Source organism: Stenotrophomonas sp. 21LCFQ19 (assembly GCF_056861425.1).
Window position 1 is genome coordinate 64,955 of the sequence record NZ_JBSPUF010000008.1, and the last position, 26,728, is coordinate 91,682.

At 63.0% G+C, this 26,728-nt stretch carries 18 protein-coding genes; 6 read left to right on the top strand and 12 right to left on the bottom strand.

All coding sequences use genetic code 11. The annotated features are described in order from the left end of the window. Positions 1-29: 29 nt before the first annotated feature. Complete coding sequence (locus AC13FW_RS10475; protein ID WP_482989009.1) at positions 30-881, bottom strand: pirin family protein; 852 nt, start codon at positions 879-881, stop codon at positions 30-32. A gap of 235 nt (positions 882-1,116) precedes the next feature. Between AC13FW_RS10475 and AC13FW_RS10480 the strand changes: the two genes are divergently transcribed. Together AC13FW_RS10480 and AC13FW_RS10485 are read left to right on the top strand one after the other, a co-directional pair. Then, complete coding sequence (locus AC13FW_RS10480) at positions 1,117-3,183, top strand: carbon starvation CstA family protein (protein ID WP_296248981.1); 2,067 nt, start codon at positions 1,117-1,119, stop codon at positions 3,181-3,183. Continuing rightward, a complete protein-coding gene (locus AC13FW_RS10485; RefSeq protein ID WP_057626620.1) occupies positions 3,183-3,407 on the top strand; it encodes a YbdD/YjiX family protein in 225 nt (74 codons plus the stop codon). The genes AC13FW_RS10480 and AC13FW_RS10485 overlap by 1 nt, the downstream gene beginning before the upstream one ends. A gap of 450 nt (positions 3,408-3,857) precedes the next feature. On the opposite strand, the gene AC13FW_RS10490 is transcribed toward AC13FW_RS10485, so the two are convergent. The 5 genes from AC13FW_RS10490 to AC13FW_RS10510 form a co-directional block, all read right to left on the bottom strand. Then, complete coding sequence (locus AC13FW_RS10490; protein WP_296248984.1) at positions 3,858-5,108, bottom strand: DUF819 family protein; 1,251 nt, start codon at positions 5,106-5,108, stop codon at positions 3,858-3,860. 290 nt (positions 5,109-5,398) lie between these two features. After that, positions 5,399-6,649, bottom strand: a complete 1,251-nt coding sequence (locus AC13FW_RS10495; RefSeq protein ID WP_482989010.1) for a DUF819 family protein — start codon at positions 6,647-6,649, stop codon at positions 5,399-5,401. A gap of 209 nt (positions 6,650-6,858) precedes the next feature. Beyond that, entirely contained in the window at positions 6,859-7,209 is a 351-nt protein-coding gene (locus AC13FW_RS10500; RefSeq protein WP_482989011.1) for an SHOCT domain-containing protein, read from the bottom strand. 6 nt (positions 7,210-7,215) lie between these two features. Continuing rightward, positions 7,216-9,276 carry a S9 family peptidase gene (locus AC13FW_RS10505; protein ID WP_482989012.1) on the bottom strand — a complete coding sequence of 687 codons (2,061 nt, stop codon included), beginning with the start codon at positions 9,274-9,276 and terminating at the stop codon, positions 7,216-7,218. A 388-nt stretch (positions 9,277-9,664) separates the two neighbouring features. After that, entirely contained in the window at positions 9,665-11,656 is a 1,992-nt protein-coding gene (locus tag AC13FW_RS10510) for an OPT family oligopeptide transporter (protein ID WP_296248993.1), read from the bottom strand. A gap of 192 nt (positions 11,657-11,848) precedes the next feature. Between AC13FW_RS10510 and AC13FW_RS10515 the strand changes: the two genes are divergently transcribed. Beyond that, entirely contained in the window at positions 11,849-13,000 is a 1,152-nt protein-coding gene (locus AC13FW_RS10515) for an acetyltransferase domain-containing protein (RefSeq protein ID WP_482989013.1), read from the top strand. Positions 13,001-13,058: 58 nt separating this feature from the next. Next, positions 13,059-14,822: a peptide MFS transporter gene (locus tag AC13FW_RS10520; protein WP_482989014.1), complete on the top strand. Its 1,764-nt coding sequence runs from the start codon at positions 13,059-13,061 to the stop codon at positions 14,820-14,822. Between the two features lie 132 nt (positions 14,823-14,954). Here the strand turns inward: AC13FW_RS10520 and AC13FW_RS10525 are convergent, their stop codons facing one another. The 3 genes from AC13FW_RS10525 to AC13FW_RS10535 all read right to left on the bottom strand — a co-directional run bounded on the left by AC13FW_RS10525 (position 14,955) and on the right by AC13FW_RS10535 (position 19,021). Continuing rightward, complete coding sequence (locus tag AC13FW_RS10525; protein ID WP_482989015.1) at positions 14,955-16,913, bottom strand: alpha/beta hydrolase family protein; 1,959 nt, start codon at positions 16,911-16,913, stop codon at positions 14,955-14,957. A 332-nt stretch (positions 16,914-17,245) separates the two neighbouring features. Then, a complete protein-coding gene (locus tag AC13FW_RS10530; protein WP_482989016.1) occupies positions 17,246-18,217 on the bottom strand; it encodes a hypothetical protein in 972 nt (323 codons plus the stop codon). A 252-nt stretch (positions 18,218-18,469) separates the two neighbouring features. Beyond that, positions 18,470-19,021 carry a single-stranded DNA-binding protein gene (locus AC13FW_RS10535; protein WP_482989017.1) on the bottom strand — a complete coding sequence of 184 codons (552 nt, stop codon included), beginning with the start codon at positions 19,019-19,021 and terminating at the stop codon, positions 18,470-18,472. Between the two features lie 274 nt (positions 19,022-19,295). On the opposite strand from AC13FW_RS10535, the gene AC13FW_RS10540 reads away from it, so the two are divergent. After that, the gene (locus AC13FW_RS10540; protein ID WP_482989098.1) at positions 19,296-20,327 is read left to right on the top strand and encodes a LacI family DNA-binding transcriptional regulator; all 1,032 of its coding nucleotides are present in this window, start codon (positions 19,296-19,298) and stop codon (positions 20,325-20,327) included. A 171-nt stretch (positions 20,328-20,498) separates the two neighbouring features. Here AC13FW_RS10540 and AC13FW_RS10545 read toward each other — a convergent pair whose 3' ends face one another. The 3 genes from AC13FW_RS10545 to AC13FW_RS10555 all read right to left on the bottom strand — a co-directional run bounded on the left by AC13FW_RS10545 (position 20,499) and on the right by AC13FW_RS10555 (position 24,358). Next, positions 20,499-20,879: an SseB family protein gene (locus tag AC13FW_RS10545; RefSeq protein ID WP_482989018.1), complete on the bottom strand. Its 381-nt coding sequence runs from the start codon at positions 20,877-20,879 to the stop codon at positions 20,499-20,501. A gap of 282 nt (positions 20,880-21,161) precedes the next feature. Next, on the bottom strand, positions 21,162-22,877 hold the full coding sequence (locus AC13FW_RS10550; protein WP_482989019.1) for an alpha-amylase family glycosyl hydrolase: 1,716 nt from the start codon (positions 22,875-22,877) through the stop codon (positions 21,162-21,164). Continuing rightward, positions 22,877-24,358, bottom strand: coding sequence for an MFS transporter (locus AC13FW_RS10555; protein WP_482989020.1), 1,482 nt, complete (start codon positions 24,356-24,358; stop codon positions 22,877-22,879). The genes AC13FW_RS10550 and AC13FW_RS10555 overlap by 1 nt, the downstream gene beginning before the upstream one ends. Positions 24,359-24,568: 210 nt before the next feature. On the opposite strand from AC13FW_RS10555, the gene AC13FW_RS10560 reads away from it, so the two are divergent. Further along, positions 24,569-26,635 (top strand): glycoside hydrolase family 97 protein, encoded by a 2,067-nt coding sequence (locus tag AC13FW_RS10560; protein ID WP_482989021.1) that lies wholly within the window; start codon positions 24,569-24,571, stop codon positions 26,633-26,635. Positions 26,636-26,728: the final 93 nt, after the last annotated feature.

A 26,728-nucleotide genomic window follows, 5' to 3' on the forward strand; every position in this document is an offset into this window, starting at 1 on the left:
GTCGCATCGCGCACGGGACCGGTCGTCGTTCAGAAGCGGCCTTCCTGATAGTCGACAAAGGCCTGCATCAATTCCTCTCGGGTGTTCATCACGAACGGCCCATGCCGTGCCACCGGCTCGCGCAGCGGACGCCCGGCCACTACGATCAAGCGCGCGCCCTCGGCACCGGCACGCATGTGCAGCGTGCTGCCACCACCCAGCACCGCCAATTGCTGCAGTTCAAGCGCGCGCGACGCCTCGCCCTCGCCCAACGACACGTCACCTTCGAACACATAGGCGAAGGCGCTATGGCCTTCAGGCAAACGGTAACTCCAGGCAGAGCCCGCGCTCAGTTCGATATCCAGATAAACAGGATCGGTGGCGGGCTGCTGGATCGGTCCGCTGACCGAATCCACCGTGCCGGCAATCACTTTCACACTCACACCTTCAGCCGGCGCCAATTGCGGGATGCGCTCGGGCGCGAACTCCTGATAGCGCGGCGCGCTCATCTTGTCGCGCGCAGGCAGGTTCACCCACAGCTGGAAGCCACGCATGCGGCCGGACTCCTGCTCGGGCATCTCCGAATGCACCAGGCCGCGGCCGGCAGTCATCCACTGAACGCTGCCGGGGGTAAGCAAACCCTCGTTGCCATGGTTGTCCTTGTGACGCATGCGTCCATCGAGCATGTAGGTCACCGTCTCGAAACCCCGGTGCGGATGGTCGGGAAACCCGGCGATGTAATCCTCGGCCCGCTCGGTGCCGAACTCGTCCAGCATCAGGAACGGGTCCAGCTCCGGCAGCGATGGCGTACCAATGACCCGGGTCAGGCGGACACCGGCACCGTCGGAAGTTGGCATGCCGCGGATGCTGCGCAGCACCCGGGCGGAATCGTTGCTACTCATAAGGAAGCTCCTTGGACTTGCGACAGACAATGGACGCCCTTGCCGATCAAACCAATCATCACAGTTGCAACCATTTGTTCCGCAAGGCTACCTCCGGAACACCACGCATCCTCGCAGTCATCTTCAATAAGACAGGGACCTAAGACCAAAGTCGCATCCAATTCAGCTGCCATGCACATTGACCCCCGACCTGCATGGGTAGACCCTTGCAGGCATTCCCCTGCGAGGCGACTCGATGAAAGGTTTTTCCAAAGCCGGATGGGCGCTGCTGTCCCTGATAGGCGCGTTCTGTCTAGGCGTCGTGGCGCTACGCCGCGGCGAACACATCAATGCTCTATGGATCGTGGTGGCAGCGGTTTCGCTGTACCTGGTGGCCTTCCGCTACTACGGCCTGTTCATCGCCAACAAGGTGCTGGGGGTTGACCCCACCCGCGCAACGCCGGCGGTCATCAACAACGATGGCTTGGACTATGTGCCCACCAACAAGCACGTCTTGTTCGGCCACCACTTCGCCGCCATTGCCGGCGCCGGCCCACTGGTCGGCCCGGTGCTTGCCGCACAGATGGGCTACCTGCCCGGTACGCTTTGGCTGATAGCCGGCGTGGTGCTGGCAGGCGCGGTGCAGGATTTCATGATCCTGTTCATCTCCACGCGTCGCAACGGCCGCTCGCTGGGCGATCTGGTGCGTGAGGAAATGGGCCAGGTGCCTGGCACCATCGCCTTGTTCGGCGTCTTCATGATCATGATCATCATCCTCGCGGTGCTGGCGATGATCGTGGTGAAAGCATTGGAGGGCAGCCCCTGGGGCATGTTCACGGTGATCGCGACAATGCCGATTGCCATGTTCATGGGCATCTACATGCGCTACATCCGCCCGGGCAAGATCGGTGAGATTTCTATCGTTGGCCTGGTGCTGCTCATCGCGGCGATCTGGTACGGCGGCAAGGTTGCCGCTGATCCGGTGATGGGCCCGATGTTCACCTTCACTGGCATCCAGATCACCTGGATGCTGATCGGCTACGGCTTCGTCGCCGCCGTTCTGCCGGTGTGGTTGCTGCTGGCCCCGCGTGACTACCTGTCCACCTTCCTCAAGATCGGCACCATTGTCGGCCTGGCGATCGGTATCCTGATCGTGATGCCGGAGCTGAAGATGCCGGCGCTGACCCAGTTCACCGACGGCACTGGCCCGGTGTGGAAGGGCAGCATGTTCCCGTTCCTGTTCATCACCATTGCCTGCGGCGCGGTATCCGGCTTCCATGCGCTGATCAGTTCGGGCACCACGCCCAAGCTGCTGGCCAATGAAGGCCACACCGCCTACATCGGCTACGGTGGCATGCTGATGGAATCGTTCGTGGCCATCATGGCCATGGTCGCAGCCTCGATCATCGAGCCGGGCATCTACTTCGCCATGAACAGCCCGGCAGCGATCATCGGCACCGACGTGGTGCACGCGGCACAGGTCGTCACCAACTGGGGCTTTGCCATCACCCCGGACCAGCTGACCGCAACCGCGGCGGAGATTGGTGAAACCACCATCCTCTCGCGCGCCGGTGGCGCCCCCACCCTGGCTGTGGGCATCGCGCAGATCCTGCACGCGGTGCTGCCGGGCGAAGGCATGATGGCGTTCTGGTACCACTTCGCCATCCTGTTCGAAGCCCTGTTCATCCTGACCGCCGTCGATGCGGGTACCCGTTCGGGCCGCTTCATGCTGCAGGACCTGCTCGGCAACTTCGTCCCGGCCCTGCGCCGCACCGACTCGTGGGTGGCCAGCTTCATCGCCACCGGTGGCTGCGTCGCGCTGTGGGGTTACTTCCTGTACCAGGGCGTGACCGATCCGCTGGGCGGCATCAACATGTTGTGGCCGCTGTTCGGCATCGCCAACCAGATGCTGGCCGGCGTGGCGCTGCTGCTGTGCACCGTGGTGCTGTTCAAGATGAAGAAGGACAAGTACGCCTGGGTGCCGCTGGTCCCGGCCATCTGGCTGCTGATCTGCACCACCGCAGCCGGCTTCATCAAGATCTTCTCCGACGTTCCCGCAGTGGGCTTCCTGGCCCAGGCGCACAAGTACCGTGACGCCATTGCCGCCGGCGAGTTGCTGGCACCGTCGAAGAACTTCGACCAGATGCACCAGGTGATGGTGAACAACTACATCAACACCGGCCTGACCGCGCTGTTCCTGTTCGTGGTGTTCGCGGTGCTGGTGTACTCGATCAAGACCATCGCCGCTGCACGTCGCTCGCCGGTGCGCACCGACAAGGAAACCCCGTACGTGGCACTGAAGCCGCACGAGGTTGATCTGTAATGGGCACCGAGCTGGTCCCCGTCGGCCAGTACCAGACGTTCCGCCGCACCTGGCGGCGTCTGGTGCAGACCGCGCGGCTTTGCTGCGGCGTGCCGGACTACGACAACTATGTCCGGCACATGCGCGAGAAGCATCCTGACCGCGAGGTCATGGATTACAAAACCTTCTTCCGCGAACGACAGGAAGCCCGCTTCGGCGGCAGGAGCGGCTTCCGCTGCTGCTGAGCACAGCGGAGACGAACAAAAAGGCGGCGCCATTGGCGCCGCCTTTTTGCTATCTGCCCTGTAGTGCCGAGCCATGCTCGGCAGAGGCCTTACCGATAACCCGCTTTGTAGGAGCGGCGTAAGCCGCGAAGCCGGATGATCATGCAATTGCAGTAACGGCGCCATCTGTAGCTGCAATAGCTTCGCGGCTCACGCCGTTCCCGCAACCGCGGCCTCCGCTGCGGCTGCAGCTGCGGAGAAAAACAGCAAGAAGGCGGCGCCAATGGCGCCGCCTTCTTGCCATCTGCCCTGTAGTGCCGAGCCAAGCTCGGCAGAGGCGTTACCGACAACCCCATCTGTAGGAGCGGCGTAAGCCGCGAAGCTGGTGTTGCTGCAGATCACGCCATCATCGCAATCGCATGATGTGTAGGTTTCGCGGCTTACGCCGCTCCCACAACACCAGCCAAAGGCTCAGGCGCCAGCCATCCACTTCAGCATCAGGCCAGTCATGTAGGCGATCACCGTGCCGGTGGCATAGCCCACCGTGCCCAACAGCACGCCCACCGGCGCCAGCGTCGGGTGGAATGCAGCTGCCACCACTGGTGCCGATGCCGCCGCACCGATATTGCCCTGCGAGCCAATGGCGAAGAAGAACAGCGGAGTGCGCAGCATCCGGCCAACCACGTACAGCAGGCCGATATGCACGCCCATCCAGATCACACCGAGCAGGAACAACCAGGGGCGATCGGCCAGCGACAGCAGATCCATCTGCATGCCGATGCAGGCAATCAGGAAATACAGGAACAAGGTGCCGATCTTCGATGCACCCGCCGCTTCCAGGTTGCGCGCACGGGTAAAGCTCAGCAGCAGGCCGGCAACGGTGGAAAGCATCACCACCCATACAAATGACGAATCCAGCGAGGCCTTGCTGGCCCAACTGACATTGGCACCAAACCAAGCAGCCAGCGGCGTCGCCAGGGCATGCGCAAGACCAACAACACCCAGGCCGACGCCGACGATCACCATCAGGTCGGTCAGGCTTGGATTGCGCGCACTCTTGGCTTCGTATTCGGCGATGCGACGCTTCATGTCATCGATGGCCGAGGTATCGGCACCGCTCTTGGCATCGATCGCCTGCGAGCGGCCAGCCAACCACAGCAGCACCGCCATCCACAGGCTGGCGCAGGCCACATCGACGACCGCGATCTGACCGAAGGTGGTCGCATCGACGTTGAAGGTTTCGCGCATGGCCGCCATGTTGGCGCCGCCGCCAATCCAGCTGCCGGCCAACGCCGCCATGCCGGCCCAGGTGTCACCGGCCACGGTTTCCGGATGGATGAACTTCATCACCTGGAACGACACCGCCGCACCCAGCACGATGCCCACGGTGCCGGTGACGAACATCACCAGCAACTTGGGGCCAAGCCTGGCAATGCCTTTCAGGTCGATGGAGAGCGTCAGCAGGACCAGCGCCGCCGGCAGCAATACGTCACGCGCGATAGGGTTGTAGAGCTTGGTGCTGTGCCCGTCGATCAAGCCGGTGGTGTTGTAGATGGCGGGTATGAAGTAGCACAGCAGCAGTGCCGGCACCCAGGCGAAGACCTTCTTCCAGAACGGGGTTGGGCCGCTGGCCAGCCAGAAGATCAGGGCCAATGTGGCAGCGATCAGGCCGAGGCCGACGATGTCATTGGTGATGAGCGCAGTATTGGGTTCGGTCGGCATAAGGCCTGTTCCTGTCGATCGAAGGGAAATAAAAACGCCACGTTGGTGACGTGGCGTGGGAAGGTGGAGCCTAGCATGATGGCGGACAGGGGTCTTGTTCAGCGAAAGCAGCGCTGCGCGCCTCCCCTCTCCCCAACCCCTCTCCCGCAAGGGGAGAGGGGCTCAAATCAAGGCGAGTGCCAGCAACACCGGTCATTGCAGCGTTGGAGCCCCTCTCCCATCGCGGGGCGTAAGGAGCGACTTGCAAACCACGGGTTCGGAGAGGGGGAACGTCCAACGCGCGCTAAAACTCACCCGGCCCCAGCCATCGCCCGCAAGGTAATCCCCACCAAGTAGGCCGCACCGGTACCCACGGCATAACCCAAGGTACCCAGCAGCACACCCACCGGGGCCAAGGCCGGATGGAAGGCGGTCGCCAGCACCGGCGCCGAGGCCGGGCCACCGATATTGCTCTGCGAGGCAATGGCGAAATAGAAGAACGGCACCTTCAGCAGTTTGCCGGCCAGCCACAGCAGCACGATGTGCACGCCGATCCACAGCACGCCCAGCGCGAACAACCACGGCTTCTCCAGCAACGCCAGCAGATCCATCTGCATGCCGATGCAGGCGATCAGGAAGTACAGGAACATCGAGCCCCACTTCGACGCGCCCACGCCTTCCAGCTCGCGCACGCGGGTGAAGCTCAGGCCCAGGCCGATGAAGGTCGCCAGCATCACCACCCACACGAACGGCTTGTCCATGCTCACCGAGCTGGACCAGCTGACGTTTGCGGCAAACCACTCGGCCAGCGGTGCGGCCAGGCCGTGCGCCAATGCGACCGCACCGAAGGCCACACCGGCCATCACCATCAGGTCACCCAGCGCAGGAATGCGCGCATGCTGTGCCTGGTAGCTGGCCACGCGATCACGCAGATCATCCAGCGCGCGTGTATCGGCGCCGCTGCGCTTGTCCATGGCCGGTGCACGTGACGCGAAGAAGATCAGCACCGCCATCCACACGTAACCGACGCCCACATCCACCACTGCGAACTGGCCGAAGGTGGTGGCATCGACCTCGAAGATTTCCTTCATCGCCAGCATGTTGGCACCGCCGCCGATCCAGCTGCCGGCCAGCGCTGCCATGCCACCCCAGGTTGCTCCCGCAACGGTTTCCGGATGCAGCCAGGCCATTACCTGGAACGCGACCACCGCACCAAGCATGATGCTCAGCACCGCCGCCACATACATCGCCAGCATCTTCCAGCCCAGACCGAGGATGCCTTTCAGGTCGATGGACAGCGTCAACAGCACCAGCGCCGCGGGCAGGAACACATCGCGCGCGATCGGGTTGTAGAGCTTGGTGGTTTCGCCGTCGATCAGGCCGACGGTGTTGTACACGCCGGGAATGAAATAACACAGCAGCAACGCGGGTACGAAGCTGTAGAACTTTTTCAGCAGCGGATTGCTGCTGCCCGATGTCCAGAAAATAACGCCCAAGGTGGCGGCGATCAGGCCGAACACGATGATGTCATTGCTGATGAGTGCGCCTGTTGCGGCTGCCATCATCGTCTATCCCCTTGATTACCTGGTGTGGGCAAACCCCCGCCCTTGAAGAAAACCTGCCGCCACACCTCATCAGGAACAGAAGACAGGGATAGCGCAGAACGAAGCAACATCGGCGCGTCCTGCGCCCCTTCCGGCCATGCCGACCCGGCAGAACAACAACACTCCCCATCCCCTGCCTGGCAATCAACAGCCAGGCAGGACGACAACTACAGACGTTGGATGCTACTCACGATGACACCACGCTGCTGCTGATACTCCGCCTCGCTGAGCAAACCTTTTGCGCGGAGCTCATCCAGTTGCTGCAGACGTTGCTGCAGGCTCAACGCCCCCGTCGCCGGACCTGATCTACCTGCTGCACGTACACACAGCCAGACAACCAAGGCGATGCCGCCTGCAAGAAACACAAATCCGACGAACAGAACAAGCAGATGCCAGATGCTGAACATTCCCATCGATCCCGCCTCCATGACAACGAGCACAAGAATGTAGCGCGGCGCAGGGCCTGAATCGTGGCGCAGGCCAAAAAGAAAAGGCGCGCCAACGGCGCGCCTCTCCATGACCTGTTACTCGCCGATGTGCTGCTTCAACCAGCCATTGACCGTGTCATGCCACTGCACGCTGTTGTGCGGCTTCAGCACCCAGTGGTTCTCGTCCGGGAAGTACAGGAACTTGGACTCGATACCCTGACGCTGCAGCGCGGTGAACGTGGCCAGGCCCTGCTCCACCGGGATGCGGTAATCCAGCTGGCCCTGCACCACCAGCATCGGCTTCTTCCAGTTGGCGACGTGGTTGACCGGGTTGAACTTCTCGTAGTTCTGCGGCACGTCGTACGGGGTACCGCCCTGTTCCCACTCGGTGAACCACAGTTCTTCGGTGGCATAGCCCATGGCGCGCTGGTCGAACACACCGTCGTGGTTCACCAGGCACTTCCACGGCTCGTTCCAGTTGCCGGCGATCCAGTTGACCATGAAGCCGCCGTAGCTGGCGCCCAGCGCACAGGCCTTGTCGCCGTTGAGGAAGCTGTACTTCTGCTGCGCCGCGGCCCAGCCCTTCTGCAGGTCTTCCAGCGGGCGGTCACCCCAATGCTGGCTGATCGCATCGGTGAAGGCCTGGCCGTAGCCGGTGGAGCCGTGGAAATCGATCATCACCACTGCGTAGCCCTGGCCCGCATAGGTCTGCGGGTTCCAGCGGTAGCTCCAGCCATTGCCGAAGCTGCCCTGCGGGCCGCCGTGGATCAGGAAGGCCACCGGGTACTTCTTGCCTTCCTGGTAGTTGTGCGGCTTGACCACGTAACCGTGCACGGTCTCATCGTTCCAGCCCTTGAACGAGAACTGCTCGAAGTCACCGAAGTTCACGCCGTCCAGCATTTCGCCGGCACTCTGGGTGATGGCGCGCTGCGGTGCGCCGGCAGCGGTGCTGCTGGTGAACACCTGGTCGCCGCTCTTCAGCGAGTTGCGGGTGAAGGCCAGCGCATCACCGGCGATGTCGAAGGAGGAGATGCTGCCCTCGCCCACCAGCTTGGTCGGCTCGCCATTGGCGATGTTGACCGCGAACAGCGGGTGTTCGCCCATGTCCTGTGCGGTGGTGTAGATGGTCTGGCCGTCGGCCGACAAGGTGATGCCATCAGCCGAACGGTCCCACTGCGCGGCGATCTCATTGACCTTGCCGCTGGCCAGGTCCATCGCCATCAGGCCGAAGCGGTCAGCTTCGAAACCCGGGCGCTTCATCGCGCGGTAGAACAGGGTCTTGCCGTCGGCGCTGAACACCGGGCCGGCATCCCATGCGGGGTTGGCAGCGGTCAGGTTGACCGGCGCCTGCTTGCCGGCAGCATCGAGCTTGTACAGGTCGAAGTTGGTCGACCACGGCTCCTTGCTACCCTGCACGCGGATGCTGGCGACGACGGTCTTGCCATCCGGCGACCAGACGAAGTCTTCGTTGCCACCAAACGGCTTGGACGGTGCATCGCCGGCCAGCGTCGCGCTGATAGCGGAAGCCCCCTTCACCGCGGCTGCGCCTGCAGCCGGCAGCGGTGCCACGAACAAGGTGTTGCGACGGCCGTCGGCCCAGGTATCCCAATGGCGCACGAACATGCTGTCGTAGACCTGGCCGCTGCTCTTGTCAGCCTTTTCCTTCTCAAGACGCTTGCTGGTGCAAGCCAGGTCCGAGCCGCAGTCCTGGAACACGCCGGCGCTGAACAGCACGCGGTCGCCCTGCGGTGAGATGCGGTAGCTGTCCACGTCGAGTGCGAAATCGGTGAGCTGGCGCGGCTCGCCGCCAGCCAGCGGCATCACGTACAGCTGCTGGCTGCCGTTCTTGGCGCTGAGGAAGTACACGTTCTGGCCTTCGATTGAGGCCGAATTGACGTTCCAGCCAGCCGGGGTCAACTGCTTCGGCGGTGCCATGTCGCGGGTGCGCAGGTCGCGGATCCACAGGCTGCTGCTAGCCTTGAGGTCGGCATCGACGATGCGCTTGGCGAACACCACCTGCGCGCCATTGGCGCTGAGCAGCGGCGCGGACGCGCGGTCCAGCTTGACCATGTCGCGGACTTCAAAACCGCGCGCACTGGCCAATGATGGCAAGGCGGCCAACAGGCACAGCGGCAACAGGGCGTGACGAAGCTTCATGGGCAACTCCCAGGCAGAGGCAAACCCCGATGGTAGGCGGCCAGCCCGCCCCACTGCAAAGGCTTGAAGTCATGCCCGCACAACCGCCGGAAACAGCAAAGCCGCCCAAGGGGCGGCTTTGGCTTGAGCCCCCTCCCCTTGGTCGCAGGCCAAGGGGAGGGTTGGGGAGGGGTGCTTTGGCTTTGACTCTAAAGCTTCAAACCCCCAGCCAAGTCAAAATCAAAAGCTCCCCCCATCCGCCCCTTCGGGGCACCTTCCCCCGCAAGCGGGAGAAGGGACAGCAGCTCCATCCGCCCTTCAGCCCCCCCCCGCCTTCGCGGGGGCAGGCCCTTTTGTTCCCCCGCAGGCGGGAGAAGGAAAGGCCGTGCGATCCGTCGAGCTTCAGCCCTTAGGCCTTCGCCGCCGGCTCGCCCTTCTTGCCGATGCGGTACATCAGCAGGCCAACCAGGAACAGCACGAACAGACCCACCCAGGCCGACACGCTTGCCCAGGTATCGGCAAAGCCGCCCAACGGCAGCGCCAGCACGTCGCCCTGGCCGCTGACCACGATCGGCACCGCGATTGCGATACCCATCAAGGCCTCACCGGTAATCAGGCCAGCGGCAAACAGCACGCCCGGGCGGTGCACGCGGTCACGGCCTTCTTCGTCGTCGGCACGCAGCTTGTGGAAACGCTCGACCAGGTGGGCCAGCAGCCCGCCGAGGAAGATCGGCACCATCAGTTCCAGCGGCAGGTAGATACCGATGGCGGCAGCCAGCACCGGCACGCGGAAGCGCTTGCCGGTCTTCTTCAGCCATTCGTCGATGGCGATGATCACCGCACCGACGCCGGCGCCCAGTGCAATCATGCCCCACGGCAGTTCACCACCGAACAGACCACGCGCAACCGAGGCCATCAGGTTGGCCTGCGGTGCTGCCAGCGAGTTCGGGTGCTCAGCGGTCGGTGCGCCGATGCCGTAGGCATGGGCCAGCAGGTTCAGCACCGGCGCCATGATCAGGGCGCAGGAGAACGCGCCGATGCCCAGCATCAGCTGCTGCTTCCACGGCGTCGCGCCGACCAGATAACCGGCCTTGAGGTCCTGCAGGTTGTCACCGCCAACGGCAGCCGCACAGCAGACCACCGCACCAATCATGATCGCGGCCACCGCACCCAGCGGAGCACCGCCGACGCCGACCGGAATCAGGCCGTCCTTGCCCAGCAGCAGCACCAGCACCACCGAGGCGAACAGGATGGTGGAAATGGTGATGCCCGAGACCGGGTTGTTGGACGAACCAATCAGACCAGCCAGGTAGGCCGACACCGACACGAACAGGAAGCCGGCGACGATCATGATGATGGTCATCGGGATCGACACATGCCACTGGCCGACGATGGCCTGGTACAGGCCCAGCAGCGGCAGGGTGAAGGCGATCAGCGCGATCAGCATCCACTTCATCGGCAGGTCGCGCTCGGTCTCGGCCAGGGCCGGGCCACTGCTCTTGCGGGCAGCAGCGAAACCACTCTTGACGCCATTGAGCAGCGACTTGCGCAGCGAGAACAGGGTCCATACGCCGCCGATCAACATGGCGCCGACGCCCAGGTAACGGATCTGCGAACCCCAGATGGCGAACGCAGATTCGGCCGAGCCGGCATTGGCCAATGATGCGGCCAGGTCCGGGTTACCGCCCAGGAAGAACGCCTGGTACAGCGGAATGGCGATGTGCCAGGACAGGATCGAGCCGGACACCACGACGATGCCGACGTTCAAGCCAACGATGTAACCCACGCCCAGCAGCGCCGGCGACAGGTTGGTGCCGATGAAGGCAGTGATCTTGGAGCTGCCGACATAGGCCGACTGCGCCCAGGCATCCGGGAAGATGCGCAGGCCCGAGGCCGCGGCCAGCTTCACCAGGCCGCCGATGGCCGCCGAGATACCGAGGATCTTCATGCCCGGACCCGGGTTCTCACCGGCCTTGAGCACTTCAGCAGCCGCCTTGCCTTCCGGGAAGGGAAGCGGATCTTCGACGATCATCGAACGGCGCAGCGGCACCGAAAACAGCACGCCCAGCAGGCCGCCGAGGCCGGCAATGCCCAGCACCCACCAGTACTTGAAGTCCGGCCAGTAACCCATGATCACCAGCGCCGGGATCGTGAAGATCACGCCGGCAGCAATCGACGAGCCGGCCGAGGCGCCGGTCTGGACGATGTTGTTTTCAAGGATGGTGCCGCCACCGAGCAGACGCAGCACACCCATCGAGACGACGGCGGCCGGAATGGCGGTTGCGATGGTCAAGCCTGCGAACAGGCCCAGGTAAGCATTGGCGGCAGACAGCACCACAGCCAGCACGACGGCAAGAACCACCGCGCGGAATGTGAGCTGCGCAGGCGCAGCGTTGTTCATGGAAAGCCCTTGGATGGCAAAAAAACCCTCGCCACGCTAACGCCCGCTTAACGGCAAGTCCAGCCTGAACGCCACGCCAGCGCTCCGCAGGCCTGCAATTCCACCAATCCGCACGCGTTGCAGGCCATATCGGCAAAGTCGCCCGCGCAGCCTCAAACTGTTATGTTATATCTTTCCGCAAGATTTCCCCGCATGCCCCCTGCCCTGACCACACGCCTGGCCTCCATCGACCAGCTGCGCGGCACCGTGATGCTGCTGATGCTGATCGACCATGTCCGCGAAACCTTCTATCTACAGCATCAGGTCAGCGACCCGATGGACGTGGGCTCGGTCTCGCCTGCCCTGTTCAGCTTCCGCCTGCTGGCGCATCTGTGCGCCCCTGTGTTCGTGCTGCTCACCGGCCTGTCGGCATGGCTGTATGGCCAACGCCAGCCCGATCCGCGCCGCGCCACTGCCGCCTTCCTGCTCAAGCGCGGCCTGTTCCTGGTGGTGCTGGAGCTGACCTTGGTCAACTTCGCCTGGACCTTCCAGTTCCCGGCCAGCACGCTCTACCTGCAGGTGATCTGGGCCATCGGCCTGAGCATGATCGCGTTGGCCGGCCTGCTGTGGCTGCCGCGCAAGCTGCTGTTGGCACTGGCGGTGGTCATCATTGCCGGCCACAACCTGCTTGATCCGCTGCAGGCCCAGGGCAACGGCGTGCTGGCGACACTGTGGAAGATCCTGCACCAGCGTGACTGGATCGAACTGGGCAACAGTCTGCGCCTGCGCACCTCGTACCCCCTGCTGCCGTGGATCGGCGTGATTGCCCTGGGCTACGTGCTCGGCCCGTGGTACGCCAGCAACCGCCCGGCGCCGCAGCGCCAGCGCTGGCTGCTGCTCACCGGCGCGGCGATGCTGATCAGCTTCGTGCTGCTGCGTGCCGCCAATGTCTACGGCGACCACTCCTGGCTGCGCTTCAACGATGCCCAGACGACGCTGATGAGCCTGCTCAACGTCACCAAGTACCCACCTTCGCTGCTGTTCCTGCTGCTGACGCTGGGCATCGGCCTGTTACTGCTGCGCCTGTACGAGCAGCCGCGCATCGCGGCATGGCTGCAGCCATTGGCCTGGATCGGCGCGGCGCCGATGTTCTTCTACCTGCTGCACCTGTACGTGCTGAAGCTGCTGTATCTCGCAGCGATGGCGTATTGGGGCGCAAACCACGCGCCCTACTTCGCGGTTGAGTCGGTGTCAGCCTTGCTGTTGATCAGCGTCGTGCTGGCGGTGCTGCTTTACCCCGCCACCCGCGCCTTTGCCCGCTTCAAGGCACGCCGTCGCGACCTGGCCTGGCTGCGTTACCTCTGAACGCGCAGCCCCGGGGCAGCGGTCCTATACTCGGCCGCTGTCCCACCCGGCACCACCGATGACCGCAACTGCCTTGAGCCGCCCCCGCTCCGACGACTTCCTCGGCCATCCCAAGGGAGTCTACGTCTGCTTCTTCACCGAAATGTGGGAGCGCTTCTCCTTCTACGGCATGAAGGCGTTGCTGCTGCTCTATCTCACCAAGTACCACCTGTTCGGCGACAAGGCCGGGCTGGACCTGCTGGGTGCCTACGGTGGCTTGGTCTACTGCATCCCGGTGTTTGGCGGGCTGCTGGCCGACCGCTGGCTGGGCATGCGCAAGGCGGTGGTGTTCGGCGGCATCCTGCTGGTGCTGGGGCACATCGGCATGGCTTTCGAGGGCCACGAGGCGCACCGCGTAGCAGGCGAAGTGGTACGCGACGAAGCCGCGTTGTCGATCACCTATCTGTCGCTGGCGCTGATCATCATGGGCGTGGGCTTCCTCAAGCCCAACATCTCCACCATCGTAGGCAAGCTCTACCCGGAAAACGACCCGCGGCGCGACTCGGGCTTCTCGCTGTTCTACGCCGGCATCAACCTCGGCGCCCTGTTCGCTTCGCTGGTCTGCGGCTTCCTCGGTGAAGCCTATGGCTGGAAGTACGGCTTCGGCGCGGCCGGCGTCGGCATGCTGGTCGGACTGGCGATGTTCCTGTGGGGCCAGAAGTACCTGCACGGGCATGCCGAGCCGGCACAACCGGCGACACTGCGCGAGCGCGTGTTCGGCGTGCCGCGCGAATGGCTGATCTACGGCGTTGCCATCGTCGGCATCGTTCCGGTTGCGGCGCTGATGTGGGCTGCCGCCAACGGCGCGTTCGCACTGGGCGGCGAAATCAGCCTCGCATTGATGCTGATGATCGTTGTGCTCGGCGGCGTGCTGCTGTGGTTCGCCTGGTTCACCGGCACGCAGTGCACGCCAGAACAGCGCCAGCAGATGACCGCGCTGATGGTGCTGATCTTCATGGCACTGGTGTTCTTCACCTTGTACGAGCAGACCTATGGTTCGTGGGTTACTTTCACCGACCGCCTGCTGACCAAGGATCTGGTGCCTTCGCTGGTGATCCGCGAAGGCACGCCACTGCCCTGGTCCATCGTCTCGCTGCTGCTGGCGCCGCTGGGCTTTGTGGTGGCGGCGCGCCTGTCTGATCGCAATCCGGCATCAAATGCACCACGCCTGCTGTTCGGCGTCATCGTTGTGGCGATGCTGGTGATGCTGGTCCGCGACTGCCTGGTGCTGCCGCAGAGCGCCGGTTCACTGACCTATCTTGGCGCGCTGTTCCTGGTGTTGCTTGCGCCCCTGTTCGCTGCACTGTGGGCATGGCTAGACAAGCGTAGCCTCGACCCGTCGAAGCCACTGAAATCCTCGTTCGGCCTGGTGTTCGGCGCCCTGTCCTTCGTGCCCTTGGCGTTGGCAGCGCAGCAGGTGGGCGCAACCGGGCAGATGGCCAGCGTGTGGTGGCTGGTGCTGGCCTACCTGATCCTGGAGATCGGTGAAATGTGCCTGTCGCCGGTCGGCCTGTCAGCCGTCACCCAGCTGGCGGCACCGCGCGTGGTCAGCCTGATGATGGGTACCTGGTTCCTGGCCACGGCATTCTCCGAGACGCTGGCAGCACTGTTCGGCAAGCTGGCCGCCATCGACGTACCCGAAGGTGAAGTGATGAACATCGCCGAAGCCGCCGGCCGCTACGAACACCTGTTCTGGCTGCTGATGTGGATAGGCCTGGGCTGCGCGGTGGTCGCCCTGCTCTCCTCGCCGCTGCTGAAGCGGATGATGCACGGCGTGCGTTGACCCTCTGCTTTTGTAGGAGCGGCGTCAGCCGCGAAGCCGGCACCGCTTGCGTGATAGGAGAATCTGCAACCTGACCACCCCATCAGCTTCGCGATTTACACCGCTCCCATAAAAAAAAGCTGAAGCAGACGACTACTTCGCCTTCTCTCCACCCAAATGCTGCGACAGGAAACCCAACAACCTGCCGTAGTACTCGCGCTGATGTGATTCGGTATAGAAGCCGTGGCCTTCCGTGTCAAAATACAACGTCTGCACGGGGACCCCAGCCTTGTTCAATGCTGACTCCATGCGCCGACTGTGCAGGATGGGGGCCCGCTCATCCTTGCCACCCGCGGCAAGAAACACTGGCACCTTGATCTGGCTGGCCAAGTTGACCGGCGAGACCTTTTCCAGCGTTTCCCGCTCACCAATCCATTCGGAGATGAACCCCTCACCCGAACGCCGCTCCTGTATATCGCCACTGGTGTACATGATGGGCAGATCGTAGACGCCTACATAACCAACCGCGCATTGGTACAGCGAAGGCTCCTTGGCAACACCCATCAACGCCGCATAAGCACCGTAACTTGCACCATAGATACAGATTCGGCGTGAGTCTGAATGACCATTGTCTATTGCCCAACGTGTCGCGTCGGTTACGTCATCCTGCATGGTTCCGCCCCACTGCCGCGCGCCAGCCCTCTGGTATGCGCGGCCATAGTTACCCGACCCGCGGAAATTGACCTGGAGTACCGCGTAGCCAGCGCTTGCCAGCATCTGTGAATCACGGTCATATCCCCACTGATCGTAGACGCCGAACGGCCCCCCATGTGGCATCACCACCATTGGCAATCGGCCAGACGCTCCACGAGGCTTCGTGAGATAACCATGCAACTGCATACCGTCGCGTGCAGCAAACGAAAATGGTTCGACTGTCGCTGCCTTCTCTGCGTCCACCCAATCGCTGCGCGTCAACAGATGGGACGCCTTCTTCGCTACGGAATCGTAAAGAAAGAACTCGCCTGGATTGCTACCGCTCCAAGTCTGCAGCAACAGCTGGCGACCATCCCTGGTACTTGATGTGATGAACACAGCCTCGCCACCCATCGCAGCTTCAAGGCTGCGGTACATACGCGCATCCGGCGAGGCATCGTCAAAGAAAACCGTCTTGTGCCGCCCGTCCATGAAGAGCGCACCAACCGCGATATCCGTACCAGGACGATAAATGATGCGCTGGGGATCGGCCGTCTTATCTCGTAAAACTTCCTCCCGACTTCCCGAGACAGGATTCCAAGCCATGATGGAATTGGGACCAGTCAGATTTTCGACCACCAGATACGCCAGCCTGTTGTCCTCGGAGAACCCGATTGGAGACTCAACCCTGCCAGTAACGGCCTCATCGTTCACCAGACGCCACTCTGCGCTGGAGCTTTCCCGGTAATAGAGCTTGCTGACATTGTCCGCACCCGCGCCAAAAGTCATCCGGACTACGCCAGCATTATCTGTCATGAACGAAGCACGTCGTATCGGCGCACGTGCCACGACGGTCCGGCGTCCGCTGTAGACATCGAGCTTCTCTGCTCGCGTAAATGGGTCATTGCCGGAGGTCATCGGCCACACGGAAATAATCACGTTGCGATCGTCAGCCTGCAAACTATCTGACAGAAAAGCCGCAGAATATTCACCAGAGTTTGCGGAAGTGCGCACTCCAACACCGCGACCAGTTGCGCGAAACCCAACCAGCAGTTCCGGCTGACTGCCGTCAGCATTGACCGCATAAAGCTCCCCGGTCGGCTGTGGCTGATCAAGCAACCCGAACTTTTCCGACAGTGAGACCAGCAGCCGGTCATCATTGACCCACTGAAAACCGGTCACGTAACTGTTCTTTGCGGGCTTGAAGTTGCCCATTGTCTTGTTGCCTTCTCTTTTGAAGATAACAAGCGCCGTGCGATCTTCCATCGGCACGGTTGCTGCATAGAACTCCCCGCTCGGGGACAACTTTAAGTCACCGAAGTAGTCCTTTCGGATGAAGCCACCCAGATCCACTTCAGCGTGGGCCACACCAGCCATCGTCAACATCGCGAGAAACAACGCATACATCACTTGCTTCATTGCAGCTCCCAAAAGGCTTCCAGTCCGATTCTCGCTTTATACACCGTCCATGCAGTGCCTCACAATTCAATCCAACTGGACGCGAGACCCAATCGGGATATGCGCACGGTACCGCCTGGACGTCTGCGCCCACCGCAGAGCAGACATGTTCCGCAGCACCTGCGGAAATAAACAAGCAGCTCCGGCGAAAAGGTATCGACCATCGGAGTACATGAGCTTCGGGCACTGCCTACCGGGTCAAACCCCACCCTGTTTTCAGGCCACAAGCGCAGCGTGATCCATGATAGGCATTCCGCCCAATCGCTGAGAACCGCATCCAAGCATCAGCAGCTTCAGTGCGCTCCAACAACAAGGTAAGCATCATGCAGCATGCCGACGAAGACCTGCCGTTGCCCCGCATCCAGCACCACCGATTCTCGAAACCGGTCAACAGATCCGGTCCAGTCGTCCAGGGAATCATCGTTGTAGATCGCCTGATACGCATCCCATGCGCCAGCAGCCCGCAGGTATAGCGTCTGCGCGAACAACTCCAGCGACTCCCCATTCGAAAGTTTCAGCGACCTGCTGGTTTGGGTGTGGCTCAGCACCTGCCGCAGCACCTGATCGTCATTGAGCTGCGACGCCCATACATGACCATTCAGATGTTGGCGAACGAACTCCAGAATCCCGGCATCATCATCAGCCAGCCCATTGGCGTAGATATCGTCTGGCAACCGCAGATGGCGCCCGTCGAACAGCCACTTGACCACCAGCGTAGCCGCCGGTTTCACCGTGTTGTGCACATTGGCCTGATCAAACTCGTGGTGCCCCATGAACTGGCGATCCTGCACGATGCTCACCTGCATGGTCTCCACCCGCTGCTTCCTGGGGCAGAACCAGAGCTTGAGCTCCACATCGTCACCAAGCGGCTTCTGAAACAGCTGCGTATCGGTATACGTGTCCACGTTCCCATCGAAGAACGTCATGCACTCGTCAAAGCCGGCATCCGGCCCCACGAAACCGTCCCAGAACCCGGTCGGCAACGTGACGTTGCCCTTTGGCTTGCGTGAGAACAGCAACACAGACTGCAGGTGGCAGAGCAAGCCACCGCGCGGGCCGAGTACCGGCGGATAGAAGCGGTCGTTGATGATGTCGAACCCGAAGTAGTGCTCCATCTCATGGCGCCTGTCCTTGATGCTCTTGGTGCCCTGATTTGCCGTAACGGACACCGGCGGCTTGCCGATTCCGTGCTGCTCGAACCAATCCACAAGCTGCTGATCGCTACCTTTGGCGCCAACCAGACCTACAAGATCAGAAACATGCATGGAGTCTTCCGTGAGAGATGAACCTGTGCGAATTGTGGCAGACGCAAGGCAGCCGGTGCGCTCATGACAAAAGCACCTCGTTGCCGAAGCCAGGCTGAGCCGAACGCCCGTGCTTTTGAATGTTTCAGCACGCTGGAAGGCGTGTCATGCAGCAAGCCAGAATCCATCGGGTTTTTACATACAGAAAACGAAGAACCCCCGCGAATGCAGGGGTTCTTCAAGACAAACCTTGGAACTTTGCCAAGCTGCTCCTCAGAACGGAATATCGTCGTCAGCGAAGTCGTCCATCGGCGGAGCCGACTGCTGCTGCGGCGGTGCCTGGCGCTGCTGCTGGCGCTGACCACCACCGTAGCCGCCGCCACCCTGGTCCTGGTTGCCATAACCGCCCTGGCCGCCACCCTGCTGCTGACGCGGGGCCGACTGGCGTTGCGGACGATCACCGCCGTAGCCGCCACCGCCACCGCCTTCACCACGGCCGCCGAGCATCTGCATTTCGTTGGCGACGATATCGGTGGTGTACTTTTCAACACCGTCCTGGCCGGTGTACTTGTCGTAGCGCAGTTCGCCTTCGACGTAGACCGAACTGCCCTTGCGCAGGTATTCACCAGCGATCTCGCCGAGCTTGCCGAAAAACACCACGCGGTGCCATTCAGTACGCTCCTGCTGGTTGCCGTCACGGTCCTTGCGCACGCTGGTGGTGGCCAGGCTGATGCGGGTGATCGCCATGCCGGCCTGGGTGTACTTGGTGTCCGGGTCGTTGCCGAGGTTGCCGACGAGGATAACTTTATTGATGCCGCGGGCCATAGGTTCCTACTCTTCCGTTGGGGTCCACCCGCCGGATGCGGGCAATAGCCGACGTATTATATCTGTCCGGCGACAGATAGCAGCCAATCCCTGCAGCCCTTGCGGCGTAAGGCTTGCGCTGGCCCAGCCGCGCATCCAGCTGCTGTTGGCCAGGCCGGATCACCGCCCCTCCAGCGCTGAAATGGCCCGGCAAACGGCGGATCCCGGACCCGGCCCGCCCCCTTTCGCCGACCTCATGGCATGATGCCGGACGTCGTTCAGATTGCTGGTCAAGATGGTCATCAAGGGCAAAGCCACCTCATTGGATATCGCGCACATGGCCGGCGTCTCGCAGCCAACGGTGTCGCGAGCGCTGCGTGGCAGCCCGATGGTCAATGCCGAAACCCGCCAGCGCATCCTCGATATCGCCCGCCAGCTGAACTACAAGGTCGACAAGAACGCCTCCAGCCTGCGCTGCCAGCAATCTGGCACGCTGGCGCTGCTGTTCTTCGAGGACCCGACCAATGATGACTCGTTGATCAACCCCTTCTTCCACTCGATGCTGGGCTCGATCACCCGTGCCTGCGCGCTGAAGGGGCTGGACCTGCTGGTCTCGTTCCAGCAGCTGTCCAGCGACTGGCATGCCGACTTCGAGGACAGCAACAAGGCCGACGGCATCATCCTGCTCGGCTATGGCGACTACCACGAATCAGTGGAGAGGCTGCAGCGGCTGGTGGAGCAAGGCACCCATTTCGTGCGCTGGGGTGCGGCCTTGCCGGGCCAGCCAGGCGTATCGATCGGCAGTGACAACTTCCAGGGCGGCTTTGATATCAGTGCGCACCTGCTTGAGCAGGGCCGCCAGCGCATCGCGTTTCTGGGCCACGCGTCCAGCCACTATCCCGAGTTCGAGGAACGCTACCGCGGCCATGTCGAAGCGCTGGCTGCACGCGGCTTGAAGGCAGATCCGTCGCTGCAACATGACGCCATCACCACCGAGGACTCCGGCCACGCCGCCTGCATCGCCCTGCTCGACAGCGGCAAGAACTTCGATGCGATCTGCGCGGCCAGCGATCTGATCGCCATCGGCGCCTTGCGTGCATTGCGCGAGCGCGGCCTGCGTGTGCCGCAGGACATCGCGGTCACGGGCTTTGACGATATTCCGCTGGCGGCATCGGTATCGCCGCCGCTGACCACGGTACAGCAGGACACCAAGCAGGCCGGCCAGCTGCTGGTCGACAAGCTGCTGAGCCTGATTGCCGGTGAGCCGGTGGAAGGCATCACCATTCCGGTGAAGCTGGTAGTGCGGGAATCATCGCTCAGCGTGTGATTCGTACCGGAGCCCATGTAGCCCGGGTAAGCGCAGCGCACCCGGGAAATGCAGGAACACGAAGTTTCGGCAGGGTCCATCTCCATAGACAAGTCACTTCTACGACCTGTCGGACGCAAGCCCCGGGTGCGCTGCGCTTACCCGGGCTACGGAGTTTTCGCGTGCCTTGGCCTAGCTGAAATCCTTGAGGATTTCGCCCACGCCTGACGGTGATATCTCAAAGCCCAGCGGGGTACCTGGGTTGATCACCACGCCGTAGCCGCCGGGCACGCGGCGCAGCACGTCCAGCATCAGCATGCGGATGTTGTGCGGTGCCTGTTGCTGGTGGAAACCAACCCGCGCCATATCGGTGAATACCGCCACGTGCAGCACGCCCTGCTTGTCGAACAGCAACGGATCGAAGCCACTGCCGTCAGGCGTGACCAGGCTGCCGGTCAGCAGCACCACTTCGGAGGCGACGAAGGCCTGCATGAAGGCGCGGATCGGCAGTTTGCCGCCCATTGCGGTCTGCAACAGGGTTTCAATGGGGGTTTGCGGGGGAAGCTGGTTCATGCGGTGCCGCCGGGAATGCCTGGGGGCGGATTGTAGCGGGTGGGGCTAGGGGAGTCGCAAAGGCTGGTGCAGAAGCAAGAGCTACCCCTCCCCGGCCCTCCCCTTGCCTGCGGCAAAGGGAGGGAGACAAGCACAGCCTCTCGACTGCTGCCATCTGCCCCCTCCCTTTTGCGCAGCAAAGGGGAGGGTTGGGGAGGGGTGTTTTTGGCGCGGTGTTGGATTGCTCGCAGAGCCCTACCCTCACCCCAACCCCTCTCCCGCAGGGAGAGGGGCTCAAGCAGGTTACTGCGCCAGTCGCTTATCCCGCGCGACCTGATCCGCCATGGCCGCATCCAACTGCGCACGCAGCTCCGGCTGCAAGACCTGCCCTTCCAGCACAAACACCTTGACGCCATGCGCCGGCACTTCGGTCTTCAGCGAACTTTTCACCTTCAACGAACCGCCACCCAACACATCACGCCACTGCCCGGCCTGCAGGTAACGGTTCACCTCGAACGAACGTGCTGTATCGCCCTTGTTCAACAGCACCAACGCCGTCTGCGCAGTATCACCATGCTGCAGCACGCGGTAGAACACCGCCTCATCGCCATGCAGCCGCTCATTTACCTGCAGGCCGCGCTGCAACGCAGGCGTTGCTTCACGCAGTTTGGCGATGCGCTGCAGCGGTGCGAAGATCGGACTCTGCCCTGCCTCATTCACCCGCTGCTGGCCGAAGTAGGCACGGTTGCCCGCATGCTCGGCACGACCACGCATGAAGCCGGTTTCCGAGCCGTAATAGAGCACCGGAATACCGCGTGCAGTGAACAGCCAGTTATGCGCGTCGATGAAACCGGCATCGCTGGCATCCAGTCGCGCCATGTCGTGGTTGTCGTAGAAGCTCATCAGTGCATACGGATTGGCATACGGGCCGCCGCTCAGGTGCAGCGGTTCGGCCAGCGCTTCAAAGCCCTTCTGCTCCTTGCCGAACACCGATGACATGGCACCGCGCAGCGGGAAATCCAGCACACTGACGTTCGCGTTCGCCGGCCAGGTGTGCTCGGCGATCTTGGCGGCGTCGTAGTCGAAGGCTTCGCCGAACATGAACATGCCCGGGTGCTGGGCGCGGATGCGGTTTACGAATTCATGCCACCACGGATGCGGCAGCCAGCCGATGGTGTCGATGCGCAAAGCATCCACGCCCTGCGCGGTCCATTGCAGGTAGGCGCCCACCAGGTAATCCATCACCGCCGGGTTGTGCTCGTTGAAATCCGACAGCTCGGCCAGGTTGCCGTCAAAGATCGAACCCTTGCTGCCATCGACCGAGCCGATGTTGTTGTAGAACGCATGCAGCGGATTGTGTTTCGGATCGAGCTTGTCCGGGGCCAGGTTCTGATGGTCGGCAATCAGCTTGCCGTCCTTGTCGAAGATCTGGCCGAACTGCGGCTGCCGCTTGGGCATGGTCCAGGCCGGCGAGCCGTGGTTGCCGACGATATCCAGCACCACTTTCAGCTTGGCATCGTGCAGGCCCTTGGTCAGCACAGCGAAATCCAGGTCTGCGCTGGGCAGATGCTCATCCAGCTTGTAGAAGTTGATGCCCCAATAGCCGTGGTAACCGGTCTTGCCGCGGTCAGTCAGCGTGCTGGTGCAGCTGATCGGCTTGCTGCCGGTGAACGCCTGATCGGGGTTGTCGATGATCGGCGTGATCCATACGGCGCCAAAGCCGAGCTCGCGGATGTAGTCGGCGTTGTCGAGTACGCCCTTGAAGTCGCCGCCGAGGTAACCGATGTTGCCGTCGATCTTGTCCGGGCACGGCACCGGGATATCGAAGGTGCGGTGTTCGCCGCCCTGATCGCGATGGTCGTTGCTGGTATCGCCATTGACGAAGCGATCGGTGACCACGAAGTACACCGCATCACTGGCGAAGGGTTCGGTGGTGCCGATGTAATCCGGCCGGTTGCCGGCCAAGGCCGAGCCTGCCACCACTGCCAGTCCAACCGCTGTTGCCAAACGACCACGCATCACACCACCTCCTGTTGCGACGGAACCCGCAGCACGCACAAACCGGCCACGAACAGACTGCAGCCGCCCAGTACCAGCACGTGGATGGGATCACCACCCAACCAGTTGCGCAGGGCGAAGCCCAAGGCACTGGCGGCCACCAGCTGCGGGATCACGATGAAGAAATTGAAGATGCCCATGTACACACCCATCTTCGCCGCCGGCACGCTGTCCGACAGCAGTGCGTAAGGCAGCGACAGGATCGAGGCCCAGGCAAAGCCGACGCCGACCATCGACAGCAACAGCCAGTGCGGGTCCTTGATCAGCATCAGCGAGATCAGGCCCAAGCCGCCCAGCCAAAGATTGACCAGGTGGCTCCAGCGCAGGCCAATCGCGCGCACCATCAGCGGGATGATCAACGCCGCCACGGCCGCGAAGCCGTTGTAGGCGCCGAACAACACACCTACCCAGTTCGCGCCTTCGTTGTACGCGGCCGACTGCGTATCGGTGGAACCGAAGTGCGTGCCCGCCACCGCTGCGGTGGTGTAGATCCACATCGCGAACAGGGCGAACCACGAGAAGAACTGCACCCATGCCAAGCGCCGCATCGTGCCCGGCATGCTGCGCAGGTCGTCGACGATGGTGGCCAGCATGTGTGTGCCGGGCAGCACCCGCGCGACGCCTAGCAGCAGGCCGTAGCTGGCGCACAGGCCGGCCAGCACGTAGAGCATGCGGTCGCCTTGGCGCCAGGCGATCAACCCCGCCAACAACACGCCCAAGCCAAGCCACACGCCGATCTGCCCCCATTGCGGCAGACCTGCAGCGCGCTGCACGGTATGCACCGCCGCCGGTTCGGCATCGTCGAAGCTGGCCAGCTCGGCCGGCGAATACTCGCGCGTGCTGAACACCGTCCAGCTCATCGCCAACAGCAACACCGCCGCGCCGAAGTAGAAGGCATAGCGCACGGTGTCCGGCACTTCACCTGGACCCGCCGTATTGGCCACGCCGAAGTGGGCGAGGATGAAGGGCAGGAAGCTGGCCACCACCGCGCCCACGCCGATGAAGAAGCTCTGCATCGAGAAGCCTGTCGGGCGCTGCTTCGGCGACAACTGATCGCCAACGAAGGCGCGGAACGGCTCCATCGAGATATTGATCGAGGCATCCAGCACCCACAGCGTGCCGGCGGCGATCCACAGGGTCGGCGAGTTCGGCATCACCAGCAGCGCGAGCGTGGTCAGCACCGCGCCGATCATGAAGTACGGGCGACGGCGGCCCCAGCGCGTCCAGGTGCGGTCGGACAGGTAACCGATCACCGGCTGCACCAGCAGCCCGGTCAGCGGTGCGGCGATCCACAGCCCTGGCACCGCGTCCATCGGTGCGCCCAGCGTTTCAAAGATGCGGCTGGCATTGGCGTTCTGCAGCGCGAAGCCGAACTGGATACCCAGGAAGCCAAAACACATGTTCCAGATCTGCCAGAACGACAGCTGCGGTTTGCTATTCATCAAGCGCTTCCCCCCTCCGGGAATCACGGATGCGATGTTGGGCGCGGATGCGCTGCAGCCATGGTAGAGGGCGCACCTGTGATCTGCACCGCTGTTGCATACGTATTCAATGCAGCATTGCCCCCACAGTGGCCTCGGCCGGGGAATAGTGGCGCCACGTGCCACCCCGCGGGGCCGGCGCGCCGACCAGAACCCGGAGTTGAGACCCGCATGGCCGATTCACGTTACACCCCTGCCCGCCTGTCGCTGAGAGCCGCCTTCGCGCTGCTGCTGATCAGCGTCCTGCCGGCCCACGCCGCCGATCTGGCGCGCGTCACCTCACCCGACAAGCAGCTTGTCGTGGTCGTCGAATCCCAACATGAAGGCCGTCCCTCGTATCGGGTGGAACGCAATGGCCAGGCGGTGATCGCGCCGTCGCGGCTGGGCATGCTGCTTGGCGACGGCCGGCTGGAGCGCAATGTCGCGCTTACCGGGCAGTCACAGCGCAGCTTCGATGAGACCTGGGAGCAGCCCTGGGGCGAGCGCCGCCTGACCCGCAACCATTACAACGAACTGCGCGCCAGCTTCACCGAGAAGCCCGGCGCCGGCCGCAACTACGAGCGCCGCTTTGACGTGGTGTTCCGCGTCTATGACGACGGCATCGGCTTCCGCTACGAATTCCCGCAGCAGGCCGGCATGAAGCAGGCGCAGATCCACGCCGAGCTGACCGAGTTCGCGCTGGCGCGCCCGGCAACCGCCTGGTGGATTCCCGCCTTCGAGTGGAACCGCGAAGAATACCTGTACCACCAGACCCCGCTGAAGGAAGTCGGCACCGCGCAGACCCCGCTGACCCTGCGCAGCGACAATGGCCTGCATATCTCCATCCACGAAGCCGCGCTGGTCGATTACGCCGGCATGAACCTGGCGCGTGGCGATGGCGACATCCTGCGCGCGACGCTCACCCCGTCCAGCAGCGGCGCGCCGGTCGTGCGCACCCTGCCCTTCAACACCCCGTGGCGCACCATCACCATTGGCGAGAAGGCCGGTGACCTGGCCGAATCCAGCCTCATCCTCAACCTAAACGAACCCAACGCCATCGGCGATGTGAGCTGGTTCAAGCCAGCCAAATATGCCGGCGTGTGGTGGTCGCTGCACCTGGAAACCGAGACCTGGGCAACCGGCCCCAAGCACGGCGCCACCACCGAGAACACCCGCCGTTACATCGACTTCGCCGCCGCCAACGGTTTCCGCGGCGTACTGGTGGAAGGCTGGAACATCGGCTGGGACGGCGACTGGTTCGCCAACGGCGAGGCCTTCGACTTCACCCGCGCCACCCCGGATTTCGACCTGCCCGGCCTTGCCAGCTACGCCGCCGGCAAGGGCGTGCACCTGATAGGCCACCACGAGACCGCCTGCGCGGTCAGCCATTACGAACGCCAGCTTCCTGCCGCGCTGGACCTGTATGCGCGCAACGGCGTGGATGTGGTCAAGACTGGCTATGTCTGCGACGCAGGTGACATCCACCGCCAGGATCAAGCCGACGGCCCGATCACCCGCGAATGGCACGAAGGCCAGTGGATGAGCAACCACAACCTGCGCGTGCTGCAGCAGGCCGCCGCCAGGCACATCGCGATCAACTCCCACGAGCCGATCAAGGACACCGGCCTGCGCCGCACCTACCCGAACTGGGTATCGCGCGAAGGCGCCCGCGGAATGGAATTCAACGCCTGGGGCAACCCACCCAACCCGCCCGGCCACGAAGCCACGCTGGTGTTCACCCGCATGCTGGGCGGGCCGATGGATTACACCCCCGGCATCGTCAGCCTGAAGGGCCGCAACGGCCTGGCCCTGCGCAGCACCCTGGCCAAGCAGCTGGCCCTGTACGTGGTGTTGTACAGCCCGGTGCAGATGGTCGCCGACCTGCCGGAGCACTATGCCCAGCACCCCGACGCCTTCCAGTTCATCAAGGACGTGGCGGTGGATTGGGAAGAAAGCCATGTACTCAATGGCGAGGTTGGCCAGTACGTGACGTTTGCGCGCAAGGCGCGTGGCAGCGAGGAATGGTTTGTCGGCAGTGTTGGCAGCGAGAAGCCGCAGGCGCTGGATGTGGCCTTGTCGTTCCTGACCCCGGACAAGCGTTACCGCGCGGAGATCTACCGCGATGGGGACGGTGCCAATTGGGAAACTGCACCGTTTGCGTTTATCCGTGAGACGCGGATGGTGGGCAGTGGCGACCGGATCAAGCTGCAGCTGGCGGCTGGTGGCGGTGCAGCTGTGCGGTTTGTGCCGGTGGAGTAAGGACTGGGAGGCCTGGAGCCCAAGGCTTTGGGCTTTGGGCTTTGCTCTGATGCCGTCATTCCCGCGCAGGCGGGAATCGCTCTTGTCTTTGAC